General features: G+C 62.0%; 24 protein-coding genes and 2 tRNA genes. 13 read left to right on the top strand and 13 right to left on the bottom strand.

The features are described 5' to 3' along the window. Window positions 1-65 precede the first annotated feature (65 nt). On the bottom strand, window positions 66-1,322 hold the full coding sequence (locus BGO80_RS07545) for an extracellular solute-binding protein (RefSeq protein ID WP_164550294.1): 1,257 nt from the start codon (window positions 1,320-1,322) through the stop codon (window positions 66-68). A 321-nt stretch (window positions 1,323-1,643) separates the two neighbouring features. Here BGO80_RS07545 and BGO80_RS07540 point away from each other — a divergent pair, with 321 nt between their 5' ends. The 4 genes from BGO80_RS07540 (at window position 1,644) to BGO80_RS07525 (ending at window position 5,293) form a co-directional block, all read left to right on the top strand. After that, window positions 1,644-2,855, top strand: coding sequence for an ROK family transcriptional regulator (locus BGO80_RS07540; RefSeq protein ID WP_286720558.1), 1,212 nt, complete (start codon window positions 1,644-1,646; stop codon window positions 2,853-2,855). 11 nt (window positions 2,856-2,866) lie between these two features. Next, window positions 2,867-3,511, top strand: coding sequence for a ThuA domain-containing protein (locus BGO80_RS07535; protein ID WP_286720556.1), 645 nt, complete (start codon window positions 2,867-2,869; stop codon window positions 3,509-3,511). A 30-nt stretch (window positions 3,512-3,541) separates the two neighbouring features. After that, window positions 3,542-4,630: an ABC transporter ATP-binding protein gene (locus BGO80_RS07530; protein ID WP_286720554.1), complete on the top strand. Its 1,089-nt coding sequence runs from the start codon at window positions 3,542-3,544 to the stop codon at window positions 4,628-4,630. Between the two features lie 75 nt (window positions 4,631-4,705). Further along, on the top strand, window positions 4,706-5,293 hold the full coding sequence (locus BGO80_RS07525; protein WP_286720549.1) for an exopolysaccharide biosynthesis protein: 588 nt from the start codon (window positions 4,706-4,708) through the stop codon (window positions 5,291-5,293). Window positions 5,294-5,300: 7 nt separating this feature from the next. Here the strand turns inward: BGO80_RS07525 and BGO80_RS07520 are convergent, their stop codons facing one another. Both BGO80_RS07520 and BGO80_RS07515 read right to left on the bottom strand, forming a co-directional pair. Beyond that, window positions 5,301-6,101, bottom strand: coding sequence for an inositol monophosphatase family protein (locus BGO80_RS07520; RefSeq protein ID WP_286720547.1), 801 nt, complete (start codon window positions 6,099-6,101; stop codon window positions 5,301-5,303). A 293-nt stretch (window positions 6,102-6,394) separates the two neighbouring features. Next, window positions 6,395-7,291 carry an N-formylglutamate amidohydrolase gene (locus BGO80_RS07515; protein ID WP_286720545.1) on the bottom strand — a complete coding sequence of 299 codons (897 nt, stop codon included), beginning with the start codon at window positions 7,289-7,291 and terminating at the stop codon, window positions 6,395-6,397. 253 nt (window positions 7,292-7,544) lie between these two features. Here BGO80_RS07515 and cpdR point away from each other — a divergent pair, with 253 nt between their 5' ends. The 3 genes from cpdR (at window position 7,545) to BGO80_RS07500 (ending at window position 8,195) form a co-directional block, all read left to right on the top strand. Continuing rightward, window positions 7,545-7,904, top strand: a complete 360-nt coding sequence (cpdR, locus tag BGO80_RS07510) for a cell cycle two-component system response regulator CpdR (protein ID WP_126149800.1) — start codon at window positions 7,545-7,547, stop codon at window positions 7,902-7,904. A gap of 112 nt (window positions 7,905-8,016) precedes the next feature. Continuing rightward, window positions 8,017-8,091, top strand: a tRNA-Val gene (locus tag BGO80_RS07505). Window positions 8,092-8,120: 29 nt separating this feature from the next. Further along, window positions 8,121-8,195, top strand: a tRNA-Val gene (locus BGO80_RS07500). A 76-nt stretch (window positions 8,196-8,271) separates the two neighbouring features. On the opposite strand, the gene BGO80_RS07495 is transcribed toward BGO80_RS07500, so the two are convergent. The 3 genes from BGO80_RS07495 to BGO80_RS07485 all read right to left on the bottom strand — a co-directional run bounded on the left by BGO80_RS07495 (window position 8,272) and on the right by BGO80_RS07485 (window position 11,544). Then, entirely contained in the window at window positions 8,272-8,664 is a 393-nt protein-coding gene (locus BGO80_RS07495; RefSeq protein ID WP_286720542.1) for a response regulator, read from the bottom strand. Continuing rightward, window positions 8,661-10,967 carry an ATP-binding protein gene (locus BGO80_RS07490; protein ID WP_286720541.1) on the bottom strand — a complete coding sequence of 769 codons (2,307 nt, stop codon included), beginning with the start codon at window positions 10,965-10,967 and terminating at the stop codon, window positions 8,661-8,663. The genes BGO80_RS07495 and BGO80_RS07490 overlap by 4 nt, the downstream gene beginning before the upstream one ends. Window positions 10,968-11,046: 79 nt before the next feature. Beyond that, on the bottom strand, window positions 11,047-11,544 hold the full coding sequence (locus tag BGO80_RS07485; RefSeq protein ID WP_164550292.1) for a hypothetical protein: 498 nt from the start codon (window positions 11,542-11,544) through the stop codon (window positions 11,047-11,049). Between the two features lie 145 nt (window positions 11,545-11,689). Between BGO80_RS07485 and BGO80_RS07480 the strand changes: the two genes are divergently transcribed. Next, window positions 11,690-11,950 (top strand): hypothetical protein, encoded by a 261-nt coding sequence (locus BGO80_RS07480; protein ID WP_286720538.1) that lies wholly within the window; start codon window positions 11,690-11,692, stop codon window positions 11,948-11,950. A gap of 6 nt (window positions 11,951-11,956) precedes the next feature. Here the strand turns inward: BGO80_RS07480 and BGO80_RS07475 are convergent, their stop codons facing one another. Next, on the bottom strand, window positions 11,957-12,571 hold the full coding sequence (locus tag BGO80_RS07475) for a pyridoxamine 5'-phosphate oxidase family protein (protein ID WP_286720536.1): 615 nt from the start codon (window positions 12,569-12,571) through the stop codon (window positions 11,957-11,959). Window positions 12,572-12,687: 116 nt separating this feature from the next. On the opposite strand from BGO80_RS07475, the gene msrB reads away from it, so the two are divergent. Then, window positions 12,688-13,092, top strand: coding sequence for a peptide-methionine (R)-S-oxide reductase MsrB (gene msrB, locus BGO80_RS07470; protein ID WP_126149795.1), 405 nt, complete (start codon window positions 12,688-12,690; stop codon window positions 13,090-13,092). Between the two features lie 64 nt (window positions 13,093-13,156). Here msrB and BGO80_RS07465 read toward each other — a convergent pair whose 3' ends face one another. From BGO80_RS07465 to BGO80_RS07440, 6 genes are all read right to left on the bottom strand, one after another. Continuing rightward, window positions 13,157-13,903, bottom strand: a complete 747-nt coding sequence (locus BGO80_RS07465) for a ribonuclease activity regulator RraA (RefSeq protein ID WP_126149794.1) — start codon at window positions 13,901-13,903, stop codon at window positions 13,157-13,159. A gap of 27 nt (window positions 13,904-13,930) precedes the next feature. After that, the gene (locus BGO80_RS07460; RefSeq protein WP_286720534.1) at window positions 13,931-15,091 is read right to left on the bottom strand and encodes a mandelate racemase/muconate lactonizing enzyme family protein; all 1,161 of its coding nucleotides are present in this window, start codon (window positions 15,089-15,091) and stop codon (window positions 13,931-13,933) included. Between the two features lie 29 nt (window positions 15,092-15,120). After that, window positions 15,121-16,218 (bottom strand): ABC transporter ATP-binding protein, encoded by a 1,098-nt coding sequence (locus BGO80_RS07455; protein WP_286720532.1) that lies wholly within the window; start codon window positions 16,216-16,218, stop codon window positions 15,121-15,123. A gap of 12 nt (window positions 16,219-16,230) precedes the next feature. Then, window positions 16,231-17,112 carry a carbohydrate ABC transporter permease gene (locus BGO80_RS07450; protein ID WP_286720531.1) on the bottom strand — a complete coding sequence of 294 codons (882 nt, stop codon included), beginning with the start codon at window positions 17,110-17,112 and terminating at the stop codon, window positions 16,231-16,233. After that, complete coding sequence (locus BGO80_RS07445; protein ID WP_286720752.1) at window positions 17,109-17,993, bottom strand: carbohydrate ABC transporter permease; 885 nt, start codon at window positions 17,991-17,993, stop codon at window positions 17,109-17,111. The genes BGO80_RS07450 and BGO80_RS07445 overlap by 4 nt, the downstream gene beginning before the upstream one ends. Window positions 17,994-18,143: 150 nt before the next feature. Continuing rightward, entirely contained in the window at window positions 18,144-19,625 is a 1,482-nt protein-coding gene (locus BGO80_RS07440; protein ID WP_126149789.1) for an ABC transporter substrate-binding protein, read from the bottom strand. A gap of 250 nt (window positions 19,626-19,875) precedes the next feature. Here BGO80_RS07440 and BGO80_RS07435 point away from each other — a divergent pair, with 250 nt between their 5' ends. The 4 genes from BGO80_RS07435 (at window position 19,876) to BGO80_RS07420 (ending at window position 24,467) form a co-directional block, all read left to right on the top strand. Further along, the gene (locus BGO80_RS07435) at window positions 19,876-20,577 is read left to right on the top strand and encodes a GntR family transcriptional regulator (RefSeq protein WP_286720529.1); all 702 of its coding nucleotides are present in this window, start codon (window positions 19,876-19,878) and stop codon (window positions 20,575-20,577) included. A 37-nt stretch (window positions 20,578-20,614) separates the two neighbouring features. Beyond that, window positions 20,615-21,784 (top strand): mandelate racemase/muconate lactonizing enzyme family protein, encoded by a 1,170-nt coding sequence (locus BGO80_RS07430; RefSeq protein ID WP_286720528.1) that lies wholly within the window; start codon window positions 20,615-20,617, stop codon window positions 21,782-21,784. 38 nt (window positions 21,785-21,822) lie between these two features. After that, entirely contained in the window at window positions 21,823-23,181 is a 1,359-nt protein-coding gene (locus BGO80_RS07425; RefSeq protein ID WP_286720526.1) for a mandelate racemase/muconate lactonizing enzyme family protein, read from the top strand. A gap of 80 nt (window positions 23,182-23,261) precedes the next feature. Beyond that, complete coding sequence (locus BGO80_RS07420) at window positions 23,262-24,467, top strand: mandelate racemase/muconate lactonizing enzyme family protein (RefSeq protein ID WP_286720524.1); 1,206 nt, start codon at window positions 23,262-23,264, stop codon at window positions 24,465-24,467. Window positions 24,468-24,514: the final 47 nt, after the last annotated feature.

Here is a 24,514-nt window from a genome sequence, read left to right as displayed (position 1 = left end):
AATCTGGTGTGCGGCACAAGAACCGGCGGGCAGAAAGGGTACTGCCCGCCGGCGGAACCGTTCGACTACAGAGTGTCGTCGACCGCTTCCTTGATCAGCTCGGCAGCTTCCTGGGCGCTGATGGAATTGCCGGCCAGTTCGGCGGACACATCGTTGACCACGCCACCGACATTGGGGCCCAGCGCCTGGTCGAAGAACAGGGCATGCCAGTGGGCATTGCCGATATTCTTGGCGATCTGCACCTTGAAGGGGTTGGTCATGACATCGGCCGCGCCCTTGGAGATCGGGATGTAGTAGGCCTCTGCGGCGTACTTGGCCTGGTTCTCGGCATTGTTGAAGAACTCGACCCACTTCACGGCAGCATCGGAGGCGTTCTTGGAGAACAGCACGCCGCCCAGACCGCCCAGTGTATCGGTGGGATCGCCCTTGCCGCCTTCGATGGTCGGGAACGGCAGGATGCCCAGCTGGTCATCCGGAATGCCTTCCTTATTGGCCGAATTGTCCTTCATGGCGCCGTAGTCCCAGTCGCCCATCAGATGCATTGCGGCCTTGCCGTCACCGAAGAAGCCGGAGGCGTCGCCATAGGACGCGGCCAGGAAACCCTGCTGCCACGGCTCCATCTCAGCCAGCTGCAGGAAATATTCGCCCGCCTTGACGAAGTCCTCGCCGGCAAAGCCGTCGCCTTCACCGCGCTGGGCCGCCTGGAAGCCATCCTTGCCGGCCAGCCGGACAACCAGCTTGGACCACCAGAAGTGCGCCGGCCACTTGTCCTTGGCGCCGATGGCGATTGGAGTGATCCCCGCATCCTTGAATTTCTGCACGCCGGCCAGGAACCCGTCCCAGGTTTCCATGCTGGCCGGATCAACGCCAGCCTGCTCGAACAGGGCCTTGTTGTACCACAACACCACTTCGCCAACGTCGCGGGCGACGCCATAGAGGTGGCCATCGGGTGCGGTGAAGGCGGAAACGCCCGCCGTGCCCATGGCCTCCTTGGCTTCGTCGCTCAAGACATCCTCTACCGGACGCAGGAAGCCGGCCTTGGCTTGCTCGTAGAACACGCCGCCACCCCAGGTGTGAAACACGTCGGGCGCATCGGCCGACTGCAACAGCGTCGTGAGCTTGGCCTTGAAAGCCTCGTTCTCCAGGAACGGCAGTTCGATCTTGATATCCGGGTTCTGCGCCATGAAGTCGGCGGCGATGGAATTCATCAGCTCCACTTCCGCCGGGATCGACGTGATGTGCAGATGCTTGACTACGGTTTGAGCCTGGGCCGGCATGATGACGGCCAGTCCCAGCATTGCGGCAAGCGCAATATGCTTCATGTTTTCCTCCTGTCGCATGCGACCGCCGAAACCGGAACTCGGTCTCCTCCCTGGCCGCGGCACTGAACCAGTCCCCGCTGAACTCAGCACTTGCTACTTTTTACGCATCCCGTATTAAAGACGCAAGAGGGACGTACCTCAGCTTGTCCACAGCATGCATGGGGCGCCATGAAACCCCTATCCACATTGAATTTAAATCGATAATCCCTGGATTTTCGCCAGAGTACGCACCGCGACCTCGCCATCCGCCGGAATAATTTGACACAGAGGACAAACTAATTTGTCTGACAACTGCAGGAAACAGGAGAAGCCTTTTTGGGCGTGAAGATCGCAGATCCGCTGCTGATGCGCGAAATCAACAAATACCATGTGCTCGAGACCATCCGGCACCATGGACAGATTTCGCGCGTCGAGATTTCCGAGCGGACCCTGTTGAGCGGCACCACGGTTTCGGCCATTACCGGCGCGCTGATCGAAGAAGGGCTGATCCAAACCACCCATACCCAGGTTAACGGCGAAAGCCAGCGCGGTCGGCCGCGCGTTCTGCTCGGCCTCGTCCCCGATGCCGCCTATGTGCTGGGGATCAAGATTTCCGAGGCCATGACCACCGTGACCCTGGTGGATTTCCGTGGTGAATCGGTATCCTCGGTGCAATTGCCGGTGCGTCTCGCCCGCCAGCCCGCCGAAGTCATCGCCGACCTCATCGAAGACGCCATGGACGATTGCGTCAACAAGGCCGATATCGACCGCAAGCGCATTCGTGGCATCGGCATTGGCGTTCCCGGCCTAGTCGATCCGCGCTCGGGCAAAAGCTATTCCAGCTCGGTGTTCGGCGAGCGGGAAGTGCCGATAACTTCGCTGCTCGAGGGCCGGACCGGCCTGCCGGTAAAACTGGAAAAGCCGGCCAACCTCATGGCCCTGGCCGAAAGCTGGTTCGGCTATGCCCAGAGCGAGCGCAGCTTTGCCGTTGTCGCCCTGGACCAGACGGCCAGCCTGGGGCTCTGGGTCGAGGCGGATCTGCATCGCGGCGCCAGCACGCTCGGCCCCACCTTCGGCCATATCAAGGTCGGCGGCGCAGGTGTGGTCTGTGAATGCGGGCAAAGAGATTGCCTCAATGCCTATGTCAGCGAAGCAGTCATTCGCCGAAAGGCCGCAGACGCCATGGGGCCTGATTTCCTGGGCAGCGCTGCCGCCCGTGCCGACCTCAAGCAGGCGCTGGCCGATGCCGCCGTCACTGGAAATCCCGCTGCCTCCGCGCTGCTTGCCGAGCTGGGTGAGAAGTTGGGGGTCGGCATTTCGCACATCATCAATCTCATCAACCCCGAAAAGATCATCATCGCGCTGGAATCGGCACAATTGGGCGAGGCCATGGCCCCTGCCCTGCGCGCCGCCGCCGAGGCTAATTCCTTCCGGGCCCATTTCGCCACCACCGAGCTGATTTTCCATACTCTGGACGACCAGCTCTGGGCGCGCGGCGCGGCAGCACTGATGCTGCGCGACATTTATAGCGCCCCCTGGACACCCGCATATTAGGAGGAAATACCATGAGCAAATCAGCCCTGATCGTCTGGGGAGGCTGGGATGGCCACACACCCGAGCAAAGCGCCCGCATCGTCGGCGACATTCTCGAGCAGCATGGTTTTTCCGTCGATATCGAGCCGACCACCGAAGCCTTCGCCGATGAAGGGCTGGCCAATTATGATCTCATAGTGCCAGCCGTCACCATGTCCCGCATCGAACGCGAGGAGCTGACCAATCTGCTGGCTGCCGTGCGGGCCGGGACCGGCATTGCCGGCTTTCATGGCCTGATGTGCGACAGCTTCCGCAATGAGCCGGACTATCAGTTCATGACCGGCGGGCAGTGGGTTGCTCATCCCGGCAACATCATCGACTACACCGTAAATATCACCAAATCGGACGATCCCGTCATGGCCGGCATCGGTGATTTTCCCTATCGCTCCGAGCAGTACTACATGCATTTCGACCCCAGCGTCGAAGTGCTGGCGACCACTACCTTCTCGGGCGACATCTTCGACGAGATCGATGGCGTGGTGATGCCCGTCGTCTGGAAACGACGCTTCGGCAAGGGGCGGGTATTCTACTCCGCGCTCGGTCATGTCGCTGACGAGTTCAAGGTGCCGCAAATGCGCACCATTTTCGAACGTGGCGCCCTGTGGGCGGCACGCTGATCGTCTCTAACCATCGGCGAGGAGGATACGATGGCGGACTTGCAACTGCGCGGGATCAACAAGAGCTTTGGTTCGGTGAAGATCATTCATGACATCGATCTCGATGTCGGTGACGGAGAATTCGTGGTGTTTGTCGGCCCCTCGGGCTGCGGCAAGTCCACCCTGTTGCGCACCATTTCGGGTCTGGAGGAGCCCACCTCCGGCCAGGTGCTGATCGGCGGCGAGGACGTCACCGATTTCGACCCCTCTGAGCGTGGCGTCGCCATGGTGTTCCAATCCTATGCGCTTTACCCGCATATGAGCGTCGAGCAGAATCTCGGCTTCGGCCTGCGCATGGGTGGCATGCCACGCGACCAGGTGGCCCAGCGTGTGTCCGAGGCGGCCCGCATCCTCGAACTCACCGAACTGCTCGACCGCAAGCCACGCCAACTCTCGGGCGGCCAGCGCCAGCGCGTCGCCATCGGCCGCGCCATCGTGCGTCAGCCCAAGGCCTTCCTGTTCGACGAACCGCTCTCCAATCTAGACGCCGAGTTACGCGTGCAGATGCGCATCGAAATCGCCAAGCTGCACAACCAGCTGGGCGCCACCATGATCTATGTGACCCACGACCAGGTCGAGGCCATGACCCTGGCCGACCGGATCGTGGTGCTGCGTGCCGGCCGCATCGAACAACAGGGCAGCCCGGTCGAGCTCTACGACAATCCCGACAATATCTTCGTTGCCGGCTTCATCGGCTCGCCGCGAATGAACTTCCTCGAAGGCACCATCACTGCCATCGATGGTCAGGACCTCACCGTCTCGCTCTCCGCTTTCGACGCGCCGGCGCTCGAGGTCAGGCGCCGTGGCAGCGGCGGCGCGGTGGGCGACACCATCAATGTCGGTATTCGCCCCGAGCACTTTGCCGACGCTGCACTTGGCGGCCCCACCCTCTCGGCCAGCGCGCAGGTGATCGAGCAACTGGGCGGCGTCTCCTATGTCTATGCCTTGGGCACGGACAGTGAGACCAAGGTGACCATCCAGCAAAAGGGACACTCACGCATCACCGTCGGCGCCCCCATCACAGTTGGCATAGAGCCGGGCGCGATGCTCGCCTTCGACCAGAATGGCCTGCGGCTATAGAAGGCACGCGCACGACTAAGCGGTGCGGCGGAACACGCCGCCGTGCCGCGCGTTGCGAGTGGGAAGGAGTTTCCCATGGAAGCGACGCAGGAAGGGGCACTGGGTAAGCTGGTGCGCAAGGTGGAGGAGCGGCTCGACGCCGGCGAAGCCGTGTCCATTGGCACCATCCAGCGCGTCGCCGGCCAGCGCGCTGCCGGTCCCATGCTGCTTTTGCCGGCGCTGATCGTGGTCTCGCCCCTCAGCATAATTCCCGGCCTGCCGACCATGGTGGGCATCAATACCATTCTTGTCGCCGGGCAACTGGCGCTGGGACGGGAGCAGGTTTGGCTGCCCAAATGGCTGACCGAACGCTGCGTCCCCGCAAAGTACGCCAAAAAGCTGATGACCTTCCTGCGCCCGGTCAGCCGCGCAGCCGATCATGTGGTCAAGCCGCGTGCCCATGCGCTCACCGGGGCAGCCATGCGCCGGGCCGGCGCGGTAATCTGTGTTTTGGTTGGCTGCATCATGCCGGTGCTGGAGGTAATCCCCTTCACCTCGACATGGGCAGCCAGCATTGTCGCTGTCTACGCCCTGGCCATCACCGCGCGCGATGGCTGGCTGGCGCTGGCCTGGATGGGGCTCGTCTCCGGAGCCATTGCCCTGGCCTGCATGCTGCTGGCCTGAGAAGGTCTCAGGCGGCGTTAATCAGCGCCAAGGCGCGCTCCAAAAGCGCGGGGGTAGCCGCAGCCACCACATTGCCACCACCGGTCGGCTCCGACCCGTCCCAACAGGCAATGGCGCCACCCGCCTCCCGGATGATCGGCACCAGCGCCGCGATATCATAGGTATTGAGATAAGGCTCGATGACGAGATCGGCATGTCCGGCCGCCAGCAGCGCATAGCCATAGCAGTCCATACCAAAGCGTTGCAGCCGCGTCGCCCCTTCGACAGCCGCCCAAAGCGCCTGCATCTGCGGGGTATCGAACAGTTTCGGGGTCGTGGTGAACACCCGCGCCGAGCCCAACTCGGTCAGCCCACTGGTGCGGTTGGCCTGATCAACGGCGGCGCGGCGATAGCGCGACCGCCCCGGCACTGCCACGAAACTCTCGCCGATAAAAGGCTGACTCATCAGTCCCGCCACGGCCACGCCATCCACGGCAAAGCCGATCAGCGTGCCCCAGACCGGCGCGCCCGAAATGAAGGCGCGGGTGCCGTCCACCGGATCGATGATCCAGCTGAACCGCCCTTCGCCGCTGCTGCCCCATTCCTCACCGATCACTGCATGATCAGGGAAGGTTTCGGCAATCACCGCCCGAATGACGGTTTCGGCGCCCTTGTCGGCCTCGGTGACCGGATCAAAACCGGCAGCCAGCTTGTTGTCCACGGCCAGCGGTGTGCGGAACAGCGCCAGCGTATGCGCAGCGGCGGCGTCGGCCGCAGCCAGCAGCGTAGCCTCGACGCGGGCAAAATCGATCGGATCGGCAGCCGTCATCGCGGGCACTCCAATTGGACGGGCGGAACGCCAAGCTGACTGCCACAGCGCGACCCATTCGTCCACCGGAACGCTCCGGCAACAGGATGACGCTGATTCCTTTTTGCAACAAGCCGGCAGCAATGCGCAGCGCACAGTCGATCCTGGCTTGAGGGGACGCGCAAATCGGCGCACCGATTATGGGCATGATGCGTTTCGAGACCGTCCGGCAGATTTGCGCCGAAGTCCCGCACATCGTTCCTCCCTTACTGGGGCCGTCACTCGAGGCGGCCCCTTTTGTTTGGGATTTGAGCCTATTCGGCGGCGGCCTTCTCAGGCATGGCAGGCCCGCCGGCCAGCGCCACCAGGTCGAGGCCCAGCAGCGTCAGCATCAGCCGCTCCATCAGCCCGCGCACGATCTCGAAGCCGGCATTCTTCTCCAGCGTCGCCTCGTTCATATAGAGGTGCCGGCTGATTTCGATCTGCAAGGCATGCACGCCATGCTGGGGGCGCCCATAGGTGCGGGTGCAGAAGCCGCCGGCATAGGGCCGGTTGCGCGCCACCCGCAGACCGGCGGCGGTGAATACCGTTTCCACCAGATCGACAAGTCCGGGCGCGCAGGTGGTGCCATAGCGATCGCCGAGCACGATATCGGGCGCCGCCCGCTCCCCATGCCGACCAATGCGCGGCATGGAATGACAATCGATGAGAACGGCCAGTCCGAACCCGGTCATTGCCTCGCTCAATAGCTTCTGCAAGGCGGCATGATAGGGATGGTAGATGCCGTCGATCCGCATGCGCGCATCCTCAAGCGTGAGGCGCTCGCGATAGATCGGCTTGTTCTCGGCCACGACGCGCGCCAGCGTTCCGAGCCCGGCGGCGACGCGCGGCGAATTGGTGTTGAACCGGTCCGAAAGCGGCTCGACGAACATGGTGGGATCGAGCTCCCATGGCTCGCGATTGACGTCGAGATAGGCGCGCGGAAAATGCGCCCTGAGCAGGGGGGCGCCCAGATGCGGCGCGCGCGCGAACAGCTCATCGACAAAGGCGTCTTCCGACTGACGGATAGAGAGATGATCCAGCCGCGTCATCGCCAGAAAGCGCGGCGGATAGACCCGACCGGAATGGGGCGAATTGAACACGATAGGCGCCACCAGACGCCGTGGCCTGACCGTTTCGAATGCCGGTTGATCCCAATAGTCGGATCGCACGCCGCCTCCCCTGCGGCCCTGTTCGCCAGGGCCCTCGTGGTGATTTGTGTCAATCAAGTGTCGCCTGCAAAGCCCGTCTTGTCCAGCGATCGCCGCCACGACGCACCGCAAAGCCACAATTTCCGCGCCCTCGGCCGGGAAAAGCAGCGTTCGAGCTTGAGGCATACGCCTCAGCGGTTGCGAAAGCGGCAAACTGCACTAAACATCGGGAAAGACGCGACTCACCTGCCGAACCGGCCCAAAGGGTTTTTTGATGAAGCGAATTCTGCTCGCCGAAGATGATAACGACATGCGCCAGTTCCTCACCCGGGCGCTTAAGACCGCCGGCTACGAGGTGGTGTCCTTCGATAACGGCCTTTCCGCCTATGAGCGCCTGCGCGAAGAGCCCTTCTCGCTGCTGCTCAGCGATATCGTCATGCCCGAAATGGACGGCATCGAGTTGGCGCGCCGCGCCACCGAGCTCGATCCCGACCTCAAGGTCATGTTCATCACCGGTTTTGCCGCCGTGGCGCTCAATCCTGATAGCGACGCCCCCAAGGATGCATCGGTGTTGTCCAAGCCGTTCCACCTCAAGGATCTGGTGTCCGAAGTGGAGCGCTTGCTGGCCGCCTGAGAAAAATCGCGGCAACAATCCACAGGCCCGATTTTGCCCCCTTGACCAGGCACCGGGAATTGTGGTCTATCCGCGCCATCGGAACGCCACAGGCGCTTCGACCCGGAGAGATGGGCGTATAGCTCAGCGGGAGAGCACTACGTTGACATCGTAGGGGTCACAAGTTCGATCCTTGTTACGCCCACCATCTCTTCTTTCTTCCCTGCCTGAGGCAGCGGGTGCGTAGCTCAGCGGGAGAGCACTGCCTTCACACGGCAGGGGTCACAGGTTCAATCCCTGTCGCACCCACCATTGTTCCGGATCAGATATAAATCTTGGTTTAGAGCGAGCGCTTCTACGCCTGTCTCGTCGGCATCCGTATCACGCATCAGCCACCGCTACGCCTCGCCTCTAGCAACCCAACGAGGTCGCCCACCAAAGTGCGCAGATCGAACGGCTTGAGGTAAACGCGTTCGGCATGCCATTTGCGGGCGATGGCCTCCGGATCGGCAAGACCCGATCCACCGCCGGTAACCACCAGCACCACGATATCTGGGTTTTGCGCCTGCAGCGCCCGAACCAGGGAATGTCCATCGGTACCCGGCATCCACATATCGCTGATGACGGCATCGTAGCTGCGCGCCGTCAAAGCCAGCTGTGCCGAAGCACCATCCCAGACCTCGGTGACGACAAGGCCGCGATCTTCGAGCTCCAACCGCAGTGACAGTCGATTGGCGACGCCGTCATCGGCGATCAACACGCTGGCCGGCGCGGCGCTCATGGTTCGCCGACAAGCTGCGGCGGCACTGTGATGACGATCCGCGTACCAGCGCCGGGCGCAGAATCGATGTCGAAATGCCCCTGCCAGTTGCGCACGATATTGGCCACCACCGCCAGGCCGAGGCCGGTGCCCTCGGCACGGCCGGACACGAAGGGTTCGGTGGCCCGGCGCCGCAGATCTTCGGGCATGCCGGGGCCGTCATCGGCAAAGACCAGCCGGCTCAGGCCCTGCTCATTGGCGAGGGTCACCTGGATGGTGCCGCTGCCCTCCATGGCGCGAACGGCATTCGCAATAATATTGGAAACGATCTGCAGCATTTCCCCCGGCGGCACAGCAGCCTGGGCGCTCTCGTCAATGCTTTCTGCCAGGATGATCGTGGCCGGCAAGGTGGAGCGCACCGTCGCCAAAGCATCCATGAGGGCGCCCGCCACTGCCATTTTCTCCCCAGGAATCCGGCCCGGATTGAAGGCATTGAGCACTCCAGCCACGATTTCGCCCGCGCGCTTTCCTGAGGCAACCACAAGGTCCAGCAGCTTGCGCGCTTCTGGGTCTTCAGTGTGCTTGTCGCGCACGCGCTGCGCCAGATTGACCATGGGGTGGAGGAGATTGTTGACCTCATGGGCCACCCCGCTCGCCAGCTGGCCCAGGGCCGAAAGCGTATTCTGCCGGCTTTCGCGCAGCCGCCGCTCCACCCGGTCGGTTACATCGGTGAGCGTGCCGCGCAGCCCCATGGCGCCGTCTTCGCCCGGCCAGGGTTCGAGATTGAACGATACCCAGTTGGGCGCGTCCGCAGAGCCGGCAATCGCGATTTCTATATCGCGGGCCGGACGCCCCTGTTTCTGCACTGCCACCAGTTGCCGACGCAACGTGTCGAAGCCCAATGGCACCTGATGGACGAGCACGCCGGAAAAGTCGCCGCCCTCTTCCAGCCCCAGCCGTCGTGCCATCGTGCCAGCGGCGCTGACAATGCGCCCCTGTCCGTCGAGTTCAAAGAAAGAGTCCGAGGCAATCTCGGCAAACTGGCGGAACCGCCGCTCATTGCGCAGCGCCTGTTTGCGCAGTCCTTGCTCGCGGATTTGCAGGTCGAGCACGATGAGGATAGCCAGAAGTCCCATGGTGAGCACGAGGTCGAGATAGCCCTCCAGCACAGCGACCACAGCCGGATTGGGGGATGGCGTGAGATAGAGCAGCGCCCGTACGACGCTGAAAATCACCACCGGCGCAAAGCAGACCAGCAGCCGCAGCGCCCGCCGGTCACCGCGAATGGCATAGTAAGCCAGCGTCAAAACGCCGGCACCGATGCCCATCAATACAGGTGTGGCATTGTCGGTGAGAATGGGGACCGGATAGCCTAGCGCGGCGAACAGCACGAAGATGCCCTGCAGCGGCAAAACCAGCGCAAGGGTGATCAGGAGAGCTCCCAGCACCGGGTTGCGCTGGCGCAGGTCGAGATAGCTGACCACCAGCAGCACCCAGAAGGTCATCATCACCGGCTGCGAGCCATAGAGCAGCACATCGGCCAGGTTTGGCCAATTGGGCAACAGCAGCGCGTGGATGTACCCACCCGCGCCGAAAATGAAGGTGCCGGCAAAAAAGGACAGCCCGCCTGCATAAAGCATGGCCGGCTCGCCGAGCCGTGAGCCGATCACCAGCAGATAGATCGCCAGGGCCAGCAGAATGCCCCAGAGCGTACTATAGGCCACCGCCTGACGCACTTCGCCGGCGACAAAGCCCCGCTCGGTTTCGAGCAGAACCGAGCCGCGCATGGCACCGCGCGCGGTAAAGCCGATCACGCCCACTGCGCCTTCGATGTCCTCGCGGTCAAAGAAAAACACCGGCTGTCGATTGGACAGCCCCGCCCTGCGGGTAGGATCGTCATAGGACCAGTCATATTCGCGAAACGCCCCGTCGCGGATGATGATCAGCCGCAAATCCTCGACGCGGGTATTGGCCAGTCGCAACACCCAGCGCGACTGGTCGGTGTCCATGCTGGGGATATTGAATCGTAGCCATAGGGCATCGCCCTGATAGTAGCGCCAGCCCACACCGGGAACCTTGCCTTCATTGGGGGTAAAGCGGGCGGCGATCTCGGGCCAGGTCGTGGCGTCGATGGTGGTGATGGTCTTGCGGTCGAGCAGGAAATCGGCGGTCGCGCCGACCAGGATCGCGGGATCGGGCGGCGCAGCCGGCGCCAATTGCCCGTCGCGGTTCAGCCCGGAAACAATCAGGTATCCCATCGCCAGCGCGAGCAGGATGACCATGGCGGCCGGAAACATCCGCATCCACAGCCTTGCCAGGCGCATGACCGTCCCCTCCAGCCCCCTGCATAAAGGATATTCGCCATCGCCGAACTTTTGGCAAGTCCCATGGAAACGGGCGTTTCTAGCGTTTGCCTCTCGCCCCGGGAGTGGCGATGCGCTCGAGGTCAGCGGCCGCCTCGGGCGCGATCTGCTTGAGAACTGTTCGATCAAAGACGCTGGCACCATAGAGCGGCAGCCGATAGCATTTGTGCTGAACGAAAATATCGATCCAGAAACCGTCGCGACCGGCGCCGGCCCCATTCTTTTGCCGCCGCAGCGCGATGCGCGACACCTCGTGGAGCGGCACCGTCACGGTCCGCCCGCGCCCCAGAATATGCACCATCTCTATAGACAGCCTGCCGTCGCGCAGGCGTACCTCGGCGGCATTGCTGCGGCCCATCCAGGCGATCAAGCCCCAGATGAAGGCAAAGGCCGCCAGCATCAACAACCCCACATAAAGCGCCACCTCCAGGAGGGGGATGCCCTGATAGACCAGCACAACCGCAGCGACCAGAAAGCCAAGCCCCGCCCAAAGCAGATTGAGGCCGCCCATGCGATTGCGAAACAGCACTACGTCCATGGCTGCACCCATTAATAGCTCAGTGAGCTATAACAAGATTTCCCGCGAAGTACAATATTGCGCCGCTGCTCCACTCATTCGAGTGAACGATGCGCAGACCAAGTCGCACCTCTAGCCTATACCCTTTAGAGAAGGGGGTAGCGGAATGATCCGACCGATTTTTGCCGCCATCGGATTGGGCCTGTGCCTTACCGGTACTGCACCCGCATTTGCCGAGGCACCCAAGATTTGCACGACCAAGGTCTGTGCCAGCTGGGCCTGGATTGGATATAACGGCCAGAAAACCTACAAGTGCGAACGCTATGAGACGCGCATCATGTCGAAATGCAGGCCCGCCTTACCCAATTCCGATTTCGACTGGGGACCGCGGCGCAGCGATGATCCGGCCAGCGGTGACAAAAGCTAGCCTCGCTCACCACATTGTCTGCTTCGCCCGTTCCGGCCAGGCGGTGTCATAGGCATCGCCGCCCACGGCATTTTCCGTGAGCGTGGCAAGAATTCGCCCCGGGGTTGGCAGGCTCGCGGGATCGACATGCCGCTCCGGATTCCACAATTCGGATCGGATGATGGCGCGCGCACACTGGAAGTAGATTTCCTCAATGTCGAGGACCAGCACCGAACGCGGCGCCTTCTCCTCGACGGCAAAGCTTTCGAGCAGCGCCGGATCGATGGACAATTGCGCCCGGCCATTGACCCTGAGCGTGGTGCCGGAACCCGGAATGAGAAACAGAAAGGCACAGCGCGGATCGCGCACTATATTCCTGAGGCTGTCGATGCGGTTATTGCCGCGTCGATCCGGCAGCATCAGCGTCTTCTCGTCGTGAATGCGCACAAAGCCCGGCCTGTCACCACGTGGCGAGCAATCAATCCCCTCCGGTCCAATGGTGGCCAGCGCCAGGAACGGACTGGCCTCGATGAGGCTGCGATAATCAGGCGTGACGACTGAGGCGACCTTGGTCATGGCCGCCGGCGCCGGAGCAGGTTGATAGAGCGCCTCGAGGTGCTCGAGGCTGGAAACGATGGTCATGGACTGGGCATCCTCGGAGCATGTGCCGGGCCTTGTGATGAGGCCAACGCTGGGAAAGCGCCGCGACTATGCCTATATCTAGGGCCAAAGACCAGTCCGCCAAAGGAGTGATGCCGATGGACGCTCATGCCTTCCCCGTGACCCGCACCGACGCCGAATGGCGTACGCGGCTGACCGAAGAACAATATTACATCATGCGCCAGCATGGCACCGAGCGCCCCGGCTCCTGCGCCCTGCTCTACGAAAAGCGCCAGGGCACCTTTGCCTGTGCCGGCTGTGACACCCCGCTCTTCGCCTCGACGCTGAAATTCGAAAGTGGCACCGGCTGGCCCAGTTTCAACGATCCGCTCCCCGGCTCGGTGGAAACCACCACCGATCGCAGCCATGGCATGGTGCGCACAGAAGTCCATTGCGCCACCTGCGGCAGCCATCTCGGCCACGTCTTTCCCGACGGCCCCCCGCCCACCGGCCTGCGCTATTGCATCAACGGGGTCGCCCTCAACTTCACCCCTGCTGCCTGAATCAAAAGCCCCGGACGGCCGTCCGGGGCTTTTTGTTCACATGGCTCGCCAATGCGAGCTGGAGCTACCCCTTCTTGGCCGCGTTCAGCTTGCGCCAGGCCTGATATTCTTCTTCTGCATCCGGATGGAGCGGATAATACCGCTGCAGCGACTCGCCCTGCATCAACTTCAGGCGGGAGAATTCCTCCCATTCTGCATGCTTCTTGCCGTCTTCGATCACCCGTTCGGCCATCGATACCGGCACCACGACAGCGCCGTCGTCATCGGCAACAATGATGTCGCCCGGCACCACGGTCACACCGCCACAGGCAATGGTGACATTGACCGCATTCGGGAAGATATCCGTCTGCACATGGTAGTTGGGCGACCAGCCCTTGAGCCACAGCGAGAGGTCGAGCTTTTCCACATTCGGCCGGTCACGCATCACGCCATCGATAATGATACCGGCGCCGCCGCGGCCCTTGAAATAGGTGGACATCATGTCCCCGAAAATGCCCGAGCGCATGTCACCGCGTGCATCGACGACGACGACGTCGCCCTCCTGCACGTGATAGAGCACATGCCGGTGCAACTGCGTTTCGGGATCGGCATATTCGCCTTCGCTGAACAGGTCCGGCCGCTGGGGCAGGCACTGCAGCGTCAGCGCCGGCCCGCAGATCGACTTTCCCTTGGTCTGGGGCAGGATGCCTGTCATGTGCGGGTTCTTGAACCCCATATGGCCCAGCGTCCCGGCAATGGTCGCTGCGCCCAGATCCTTTAATCCTTCAATCAAATGCTTTGGCGGCCGCGTGATGTCTGCGGTCTTGATCATGTTCTAGTCCTCCAATGCGGCAGTGACCTACCAATTGGTCACCGAACCGTCATTCCGCCGCAAGTGCGGCGCTTCCCAAAATTGGAAACTCTGCCTGGCCAGCAGATCTTCGTTCACCTCGACCCCCAGCCCCGGCAGGTCGCTGACCGGATAGGCGGCGCCGTCCAGCCGCGGCTGCACCGGAAAGAAGTCGCTGTTGTCGAAGCCCAGAGCCTGCTCTGGCGCCCGGGTTTCCAGCCAGGCGAAATTGGGCACTGCCGCCGCCATATGCACCGTCGCGGCCGTGCAGACCGGCCCCAGCGGATTGTGCGGCATCAGATCGACATAGTGCGCCTCGCTCCACCCCGCCACCTTCATCGCCTCGGTCAGCCCGCCGACATTGCACACATCGAGCCGGTTGAACTGGTGGATGCCGCGCTCGATATAGGGCACGAACTGCCACTTGCTGGCGAATTCCTCGCCGATGGCGAAGGGAATATCGGTCATGGTGCGGAGCGATTCATAGGCTTCCGGCGTCTCGTCGCGGATCGGCTCCTCTAGGAAATCGAGCACGCCCTTGTCGAGCCGAGCACAAAAGCTCGCGGCCTCTGCAACCGACAACCGATGATGGTAGTCGATACCCAGAACCACCGCATCGCCCAGTTCGGCTCGCGCACGATTGAGCAATCGAGCCGTTCGCGCAATGGAATCGCGCGGCTCGAAAACCTCGCGATTATCCTGTCCAATGGGAAAGAAGCGAATGGCGTCGAACCCCATTTCCATCAGCTCGCGAGCGCGATCGATCGCCCCTTCGCCGGCGGCGTCGCCCGTGGAGGCGAAGGCCGGAACCCGGTGACGCTGCCTACCACCCAACAGGTCATAGACCGGGACGCCCAGCGCCTTGCCCTTGATATCGTGCAACGCAATATCGATTGCCGAGATCGCAGCCTGCAGCACGCGGCCACCCTCGAAATACTGGCTGCGATACATTTCCTGCCAGATGCGGCCGATCTGCATGGCATCCTGGCCGATAAGGAATTCGCGGTAATGCTCGATGGCGCCGGCAACCGCCTTTTCCCGGCCGGAAAGCCCGCTCTCGCCCCAGCCGAAAATCCCCTGATCGGTTTCGATCTTGAGCAGGAACTGGTTCCTGATCCCCACCCGAACAGGATAGGGCTTTAAGGCGGTAATCTTGAGCTTGATCGACATTTTGATCTCGGGGGGAAGGACAGGCGGCGTCAGCTTGTGCGCAGCGCCATTTCGGTTTCGCCATCGAACAGGTGGATGCGATCCTGATCGAATTCGAGCCATACCATCTCGTCGGGTGCGACCTGCACTGAGGGCGGCAGGCTGATATTGACGATGGAGCTGGACAGGAAAGCCTGGACAAAGGTGATGTCGCCGGTGGGCTCCACCGTATAGACCTTGGCCGGCACCGCGCCCTCCACCTGGCCCTTGTGCAGTTTGATGGTCGAATGCCGCGCCCCCAGAACCACCTTGCGCGAGGTCAAGGTGGCAGCCTTGCGAGCATTGGCATCGGAGAGCGGCAGGATCCACCCTTCGGGGCTTTTGAGCACCGTGCGTCCATCCTGGTTCGCGACCTCCAGCGGCACCAGGCTCATGGCCGGACTGCCGACGAAGCTGGCCACGAACATGTTGACGGGATTGGCGAAGACATTGGCCGGCGAGTCATATTGCTGCAGCAGCCCGCCATTCATCACCGCCATCTTGTCGGCCATGGTCACGGCTTCAAGCTGATCATGAGTCACATAGATGATGGTGGCGTTGAGATCCTGGTGGAAGCGCTTGATCTCCGAGCGCATCTGCACGCGCAGCTTGGCATCGAGATTGGACAGCGGTTCGTCCATCAGGAACACTGCCGGATCGCGCACCAGCGCCCGGCCCAGTGCCACGCGCTGCTGCTGTCCGCCCGATAGCTCGCGCGGCTTGCGCTCCAGCAGGTGGGTGATATCGAGCACCTTGGCCGCATCCATCACCTTGCGCTCGATCTCTTCCTTGGCGAGCTTGCGCATCTGCAAGGGAAAAGCCAGGTTCTGGAACACGCTCTTTTGCGGATAGAGCGCATAGTTCTGGAACACCATGGCGATGTCCCGGTCCTTGGGGTCGAGATCGTTGACGATGCGGTCGCCGATGACGATGTCACCCGAGGTGATCGGGATCAGCCCCGCGACCAGGTTGAGTGTCGTGGTCTTGCCACAGCCGGACGGGCCGACCAGCGCCACGAATTCCCCGTCATTGACCGTCAGCGACACGTCCTTGGCCGCGTAGACGGAGCCATAGGTCTTGACGAGATCCTTGAGTACAACCTGAGCCATAAAAGACCGCCTTTAGTGCTTGACCGCGCCTTCGGTGAGGGCACGCACGAAGTATTTCTGGAGAACGAGGAAGAGCACGACCACCGGCACGCTCATCATGAAGCTGGCGGCCATCAGCCCCGGGAAATCCGTGGTGTTCTCGGAGAAGAACCGCTGGATGCCCACCGGCAGCGTCAACTGCTCGTTCTTGGTGAGGAAGGTCGCGGCATAGATGTATTCATTCCACGCCCCGATGAAGGAATAGATGGCCGTGGCGATGATCCCCGGCACCGAAAGCGGCGTGACGATCAGCAGGAACGCTTGGAAGCGCGTCGCTCCGTCGATCCGCGCCGCCTGTTCGAGCTGGATCGGGATATTGTCGTAAAACCCCTTGAGCAGCCAGATCGCCAGCGGCAGGCCGAAGGTCAGATAGGTCAGCACCAGCGAGCCATGGGTGTTCACGAGCCCCAGCCACCGCATCAGGATGAACAGCGGAACGAGGAAGATCACTGCCGGGAACATGTTGCGCAGCAGCACCGAGAAGAACAGGAACTTCCGACCCGGAAAGCGGAAGCGCGAGAAGGCATAGGCCGCCGGCACCGCCACCACCACCGCCAGGATCGTGGTCAGCACCGAGACGATGAGGCTGTTCAGGAAAAACCGCAGGAAGTCCTGCCCAACGCTGTTGGCCGGGTCGAGCAGCTTCTGATAGCTCGCCAATGTCGGTTCGCTCGGCCACCATTGTGGCGGAAACTGCATGGCGGCGAAGCCGGACTTGATCGAGGTCAGCAGCATCCACACCATCGGCACGGCCGTATAGAGCAGCATCAGGAACAGGAAGAAGCGCCCACCCCAGCGCCAGCCATCGATCTTCTTGCGGCTGCGCGGGCGAATGGGTTCGGAAGAAGTGGTCATGCGCCCTGCTCCTTTTCATTGCCGTTGAGTGCACGGACGTAGAAGTACCCCAACACCATCAGGATGATGAACAGCAGCACCGAATAGGCCGCCGCCACGCCCCAGCGCTGCCGGCCGAAAGCCAGCTCATAGATGTGCGTGATCCAGATGTGCGAAGCGTTGGACGGCCCGCCGCCGGTCATGATCCAGGGCACGATGAAAGAATTGAAATTGGCCACCGCCAAGAGCAGAATCGTCACGGTCGAGACGCCGCGCAGATGCGGGAAGGTCACGTGCCAGAACCGCTGCCAGGCGCTGGCGCCATCGACCTTCGCCGCGCGCAGCAATTGCTCGGGCACGGTCTGCAAGCCGGCCATGATCATGATCATGGCGAAGGGAAACTCGCGCCAGATATTGACCACGATCAGCGAGGGCAGGACCGTATTGACGTTGTCGATGAAATTGGGCTGCCGGTCGACAATGCCCAGTTGCACCATGACGGCGCCGATAATGCCGAAATCGGAATGGTAGATCCATTTCCAGATGTAGGAGGCAGCGACAGCGCTGATCACCCATGGAATGATCAGGATGGCGCGTAATATGGCGCGTCCGAAGAAGTCGCGGTGCAGCGCCAGCGCGCAGCCATAGCCGAGCACGAAGGCAATCAGCGTCGAGGCGATGGTCCAGATGAAGGTGTTGACCGTCACCTTCCAGAACACGTCGCTGGAGAGGATCGCCGAGTAGTTTTCCGTGCCGACAAAAATCTTGTCGCGCAACTGCAGGCCCGGCGGCGTTTTGAAGAAGGACAGTTCGATCGTGTAGTAGATCGGATAGGCGATCACGATCAGCATGACGATGATGGCCGGCAGCACGTAGAGATAGTCCGCGCGGTTGGTCCACATCTGCTGGAACACGCTGGGCCGCGCCGTCGCGTCTTTACGCGTGGCGCCCACCCCGGCTGAAGCAATGGTCATCGAAATGAGCCCTTGTCCTGATCAGGAAGGCAAGACCGGCAGCGCTTTGCACCGCCGGCCGTTTTGATCCGCAGGTTATTAGAGGCCGCCGCCGTCTGTGACTTCGCTCACCTTGCGCGCCGCATCGGCCGCTGCCTCCTCGACCGTCATCGCACCGGTCAGGGCGTTTTGCAGCATGTCCGGGATGATGATGTTCATGATCTCGGGCGTTTCCGGCAGGGTCGGGAACGGAATGCCATAGGGCAGCATCGAGGTCGTCACATCGAGGAACTTGATGCTGTCGAGTCGCTCCTTCATCCACTCGGTCTTGAAACCGTTGAGATTGCCGGGATTGGAGCCGGCATAGGCCATCTTCAGGCTCCATTCCGGGCTGGTCCAGAAGCAGACCATGGCCTTTGCCGCGGCCTCGTCCACTTCGCCGCCCTCGACATATTCGGGGTTGAGAATGTGGATATTGGAGCCGCCGAACACCACGGCGCGCTTGCCGTCGGGGCCGGTGGGGATGAGGCCATAGCGCATATTGTCGATGACGGTCTGCGCCTTTTCGGCATCGCTGCCTGTCGCCTTCTTCTGCAGGTCCAGCATCACATTGTAGTCGGACGGATGGCTGATCATCATCGCCACCTGGCCGGCCAGGAACAGCGGCTGGTTGTCGGCCTGCTGGTTGGTCAGCGCCGAAACCGGGACCGATTGGTCGCGAACATACATGTCATAGGACGCCTGCAGCGCGCGGATGCTTTCCGGGCTATCGAGCCGGATTTCACCATAATTCGGGTTGGGGTCGGCTTCGTCGAAGACGCCACCGCCATAGGCCCAGAGTTGCGGCATGAAGCGATAGGGTGTGTTGCCGGCATTCTTGCGGGCGACCAGGCCATAACCGGCAATGCCGAGCTTGTCGTGAATCTGCTTGGAATAGGCGACGACATCATCCCAGGTCTCCGGCGCCTTTTCCGGGTCGAGCCCAGCGCGTTCGAAGACATCGGCGTTCCAGATGAAGGCCATGGTCTCGTTATTGGTCGGAATGCCATAGGCCTTGCCCTCCCACATTACCGACTTCATGGCACCCGGCCAGAAATCCTCGCTCTTCCAACCCACATCTTCCGGCTTGAGCTCTTGCAGGTACCCCTTGGAAGCGAATTCCACGCCGCCCAGGATCTGCAGGCGCACCACCATCGGGCCGGCATTGCCGAGCAGCGCAGTGCGGAACTTGTCCAGCAGGTCGTTATAGGTCAGCGCCTGTTCCTGCAGCTCGATATTGGGATAAGTAGCGCGGAAGGCTTCGAAAAAGTCCTTGTAATACTGGCGCAGCAGGTCCGGGTCGCCCTCGAATACGCCCTGGTACCAGAAGCTCAGCTTGCCCTTGTAGTCGAGCGGCGTTACGGCGCCGCATTGCTCGGCAGTATTGTAGGTTTCTGTGCCGGCGATCGAGCGCACATATTCCGGCGACCATTTGCTGAGGTCGACGCTCTGCGCCATGACCGAACTGGCCAACAGCGACGCCGACATGGCAGACACGATCGCGCCGTGCGCCAGCGCACGGCCGAGATGAAATCGTCCCATAAAGTCCTCCTGTCACCCTGCTCGCGCCTCTCCGCAGCAGGCTCCCATCCGACAGCAGACATCGGGCTCTGGCCTCTTATGTACATCTGTCGTTGAAACCAACGTTGCAGAAGCCATATTGCGTGTCAACCGGATCAGATTATACATTATCCAAGAATTTTCACGTGCATTTCGACCAGGGCCCTAGAGAAGTCCCACCACCACAAGGCTACAAAGCCGGCTCAGGACACCAGGGACAACGGAGCTACAGATGAGCGAATTCAAGGCGCAGCCACCCGAAGGCATGGAGCCCAGCGGCGCCTCACTGGCCGGCGACTCGGTCTACCAGAAGATTCGCGACGACATCATTTCCGGCCGCCTCAAGGCCAATGAACGGCTGATCGTGGCCGACCTCGCCCGCGAGCACGACACCTCCACCAATCCGGTGCGCGAGGCGCTGCAATTGCTGCGCGGCGAAGGCTTCGTCGTCATCTCGCCAAATCGCGGCGCGCGGGTGCGGCCGATCGACCAGAACTTCGTGCGCGATATCTACGAGATCGGCGTACTGATCGAACCAGCGCTCACCCGCTGGTTCGTGGGCATGGCCACCCACGCCGATATCGCGCGGCTGGAAGAGATCCAGACCCAGATCGAGGAGAACAATTTCCTCGATCCCACACGCCATAGCGAGCTCGACACCCGCTTCCACACCATCATGTACGAGCGCCACTACAACCGGCACGCTGCCGAACTGTGGTGGAAGCATCGTGAAGTGCTGCGTGCCGTCAGCCGCCGCTTCAATTTCACCCTGGCCCGTCGCGCCCAGGTGCTGCGCGAACATCGCCAGCTGATCCAGTTGATCAAGGACGGCGAGGCCGACAAGGCCGCCGCCCTCGTGGCCCAGCACGTGGAGGGCTCGGGCCGCCACATTCTCGAACATATGCGCGCCGCGGAAGCCGCACGCGCCGGATAAATATAATTCGGCGCCAGCCGAACGGGGGGAGCTCAGCATGAAGATCACCGGCGTCAGGCCGTGGCTTATTCGGTCCACGGCATCCTATTGGGGAGAGTTTCTGTTCATCGAGGTGACCACCGATGAGGGTGTGTCCGGCTGGGGCGAAATCACCACCACCACTTTCGTGGGCAATCGCGCGCTCACCGCCATGCTGCGCCAGATCAGCAAGATCATCGAGGGCGACGACCCCGCCCATATCGAACGCATCTGGCACAAGATCTTCCGCAATTTCACCTATGTCGGCAGCCGCGGCGCCGCCGTCGAATGCGTCAGCGCCATCGACATCGCCCTCTGGGACATTAGGGGCAAGGTGCTCGACCAGCCCATCTACGAACTGCTCGGCGGACCGGTGCGCGAGGACGTGCTGCTCTATACCCATCCCGACCAGCGCAAGTTCACCACTAGGGAAGGCGTCGTCCAGGAAATCCGCGACATCATCGCCTCCGGCCACACGGCGCTGAAATTCGACCCCTACCCGCAGCAGGGCAAGCTGGACCGGCACGGCATCGCCCGCGAACAGGGCGAGGGCTATCTCGATGGCTCGATGGATCGCCGCCACGCCCGCGAAGCCGCCGAACTCACCGCCCTCATCCGCGAAACCGCCGGCCCGGATATCGACATCCTCATCGACGCCCATGGCCGCTTCGACGTGCCCACCGCTATCCGCTGCTGCCGCGACCTGGAGGAAGCCGGCGATATCGACTGGTTCGAAGAGCCCGTGCCGCCCGAAAGCGTCAATGCCCTCAAGCAGGTCCGCGACAAGGTCAATGCCGCCATTTCCTGGGGCGAGCGCGGCCACACCAAATGGGACTTCGTGCCCATTCTCGAAAACAAGCTCGCCGACTACATCATGCCGGACGTCACCTGGACCGGCGGCATTACCGAGCTCAAGAAAATCGCGGCGCTCTGCGAGGCCTACTACATCCCGGTCTCGCCCCATGACGCGGCCGGCCCGATCAATGTCGTGGCCGGCGCGCAGGTGATGATGACGGTGCCCAATTTCTATCGCCTCGAGACCTCGGAGTGGAACCTCTCCAAATACGATCACCTGATCGACAAGCCGCTCGATAATTCCAACGGCGCCTTAAAACTCAATAAGGCGCCTGGGCTCGGTATCGAGCTGAACCGGGCCTATCTCGAAGCCAACGCCATAGAGGTCGACTGAAGACCGGCGTGAACTGAATTCGTCTGGGAGGAAAGACTATGGATGCGCACAAGGCCGCGGAAAGTATCGAGAACAATGTAAGGACGGCCTCTCGGCCAAGCGAGTTGCGCATAACCGACATGCGGGTCGCCGAAATCACCGGCGCCCCGTTCCAGACCGCTCTGCTCAAGATCTACACCAATCAAGGCCTTGTCGGTTTCGGCGAAATCCGCGACGGCGCCAGCGCCACCTATGCCTTGATGCTCAAATCCCGCCTGCTCGGCGAGAACCCCTGCGACATCGACCGCCTCTTCCGCCGCATCAAGCAGTTCGGCGGCCATGGCCGCCAGGGCGGCGGCGTCTCGGCGATAGAGATCGCGCTCTGGGACCTGGCGGGCAAAGCCTATGGCGTGCCGATCTACCAGATGCTGGGCGGCAAATTCCGCGACAAGGTGCGGATGTATTCGGATACCGACGCCGAAAAGCCCAGCGGAACCGAGACCGGCAGGCGCCTCAAGGAGCGCATGGAGCTCGGCTATACCTTCCTCAAGATGGATCTGGGCCTCATGCAGATCGCCGACGTCCCCGGCGCAGTGGTGGCGCCGGCCGGCTCGCTCGAAGGCTATCGCATCCACCCCTCGCGCGGTTCCGGCAAGACCATGGACGACCGCCGTGCTCGCAATGCCGTCTACGACACGCATAATGTGCGCCACCCCTTCACGGGCCTGCATTTTTCCGACAAGGGCCTCGACCTGCTCGAGCAGTATATCGCCGAGGTGCGCGAGGTCATCGGTATGGAAGTGCCGCTGGCCATCGACCATGTCGGCCATATCTCCCTGCAGAACGGCATTCGCCTCGCCCGCCGCATCGAGAAATACGTCCCGGCCTGGCTCGAGGATGTCATTCCCTGGCAATATACCGATCAATATCGCCAGCTGCAGGAAGCAACCACCGTCCCGATCTGCACCGGCGAGGACATCTACCTCAAGGAAGGGTTCGAGCCGCTGCTCAAGAGCGGCATCTCGGTAATACACCCGGACCTGCTGACCTCGGGCGGCATTCTCGAAACCAAGAAGATCGGCGATGCGGCCCAGGAACACGGCGTCGCCATGGCCATCCACATGGCCGAAAGCCCGGTCGCCTGCATGGCCGCCGCCCATGTCGCGGTCGCCACCGAGAACTTCATGGCGCTCGAATATCACACGGTGGACGTGCCCTGGTGGGACGACATCGTCACCGGCCTGCCCAAGCCGCTGGTCAAGGATGGCTTCATCACCGTTTCCGACAAGCCGGGCCTGGGCATCGACGACATTGTCGACGAGGTCCTCATGCAACACCTTCAGGAACACGCCACCGGCATCTGGGAGCCCACCGACCATTGGGACGAGGAATATTCCTGGGACCGCACCTGGAGTTGATTCCCACCCACCGCGCGCCATCCTCGGGCCTGACCCGAGGGCGACATCACAGTGCAGCGCAGCTGCATGAGGAGGAAACCATGAAAATCACCGACCTGCGCTGCGCCGTCATCGGCCGCCACCCCATCGTCCGCATCGTCACCGATGAAGGCCTTTATGGCTTGGGCGAGGTGGAGTTCACCAAGCCCTACCTCAAACCCTTCGTGCTCCATTTCAAGGAAGCCCTCATCGGCGAGGACCCCACCGATGTCGAGCGCTGCATGCTCAAAATCCGCCAGCGCGGCAGTTTCAAGCCCTATGGCGCCGCCGTCTCGGCCATCGAGCACGCGCTTTGGGACATTGCCGGCAAGGCGGCCAATGTGCCGGTCTACAAGCTTCTCGGCGGCAAGGTGCGGGACAAGGTCCGCGTCTACAACGGCTCCATCCGCCAGAAGCGGACCGGTGACCGTCCGGAGGATTACGCTGCCGACGTCAAATGGATGATGGAGCGGCCCGAAAACTTCTTCATGGTCAAGCAGGGCATCTCCTTTCATTCCAACATGAAGGACACCATTCCCGACTTCCATTACGGCATCACCCAGACCAAGTCCGGTTATCACGGCGCCATGGACCAGGGGCAGATTTCCGAGCGTGGCTTCAACCACATGCTTGATTGCGTCGCCGCCATGAAGGAAGTGCTCGGCGACAAGGTCTCCCTCGCCCTGGATTGCGGCCCCGGTTGGTTTCTCAACGACGCCATCCGCTTCGCCCGCGCCGTCGAAAAATACGACCTCATGTGGCTCGAAGACATGCTGACCGGCGACTATGTCCCCTGGGTCAATCCGCAGGCCTATCGCGAACTGACCACCTCCACCTCGACGCCGATCCATACCGGCGAGCAGATCTATTCCCGGCACAATTTCAAGGAACTGATCGAAACTCAGTCCGTGCGCGTCGTCGGTCCCGACCCCGCCGATATCGGCGGCATTGCCGAACTCAAATGGGTGGCCGAACACGCCTATATGCATTCGATCATGATGGCGCCCCATGGCACCGCCAATGGCCTCCTGGGCCTCGGCGCGCTGATCAATGTCTGCGCCACCCTGCCCGCCAATTACATCGCCTTCGAATATCCCAGTGCCTCGGACCCGTGGTGGGAGGACATTGTCATCGGTCTGCCCGAAGGCCGGATCGTTAGGGACAGCCATATCGACCTGCTCGAAGCCCCAGGCCTCGGCCTCGACATCGACCCGGAAGGCGCGCGAAAATACCTTGCCGAGGAGGACACCGGCTTTTTCGATCCCTGAGAGAGGAAAAACCACAGCCACAGCCGGGCAAGGGCCGCGAATTTTTG

The organism is Devosia sp. 63-57 (assembly GCF_001899045.1).
GTDB lineage: Bacteria > Pseudomonadota > Alphaproteobacteria > Rhizobiales > Devosiaceae > Devosia > Devosia equisanguinis.
The sequence above is the reverse complement of the archived record's forward strand: the minus strand, read 5'-3'. Positions and strand labels throughout refer to the sequence as shown.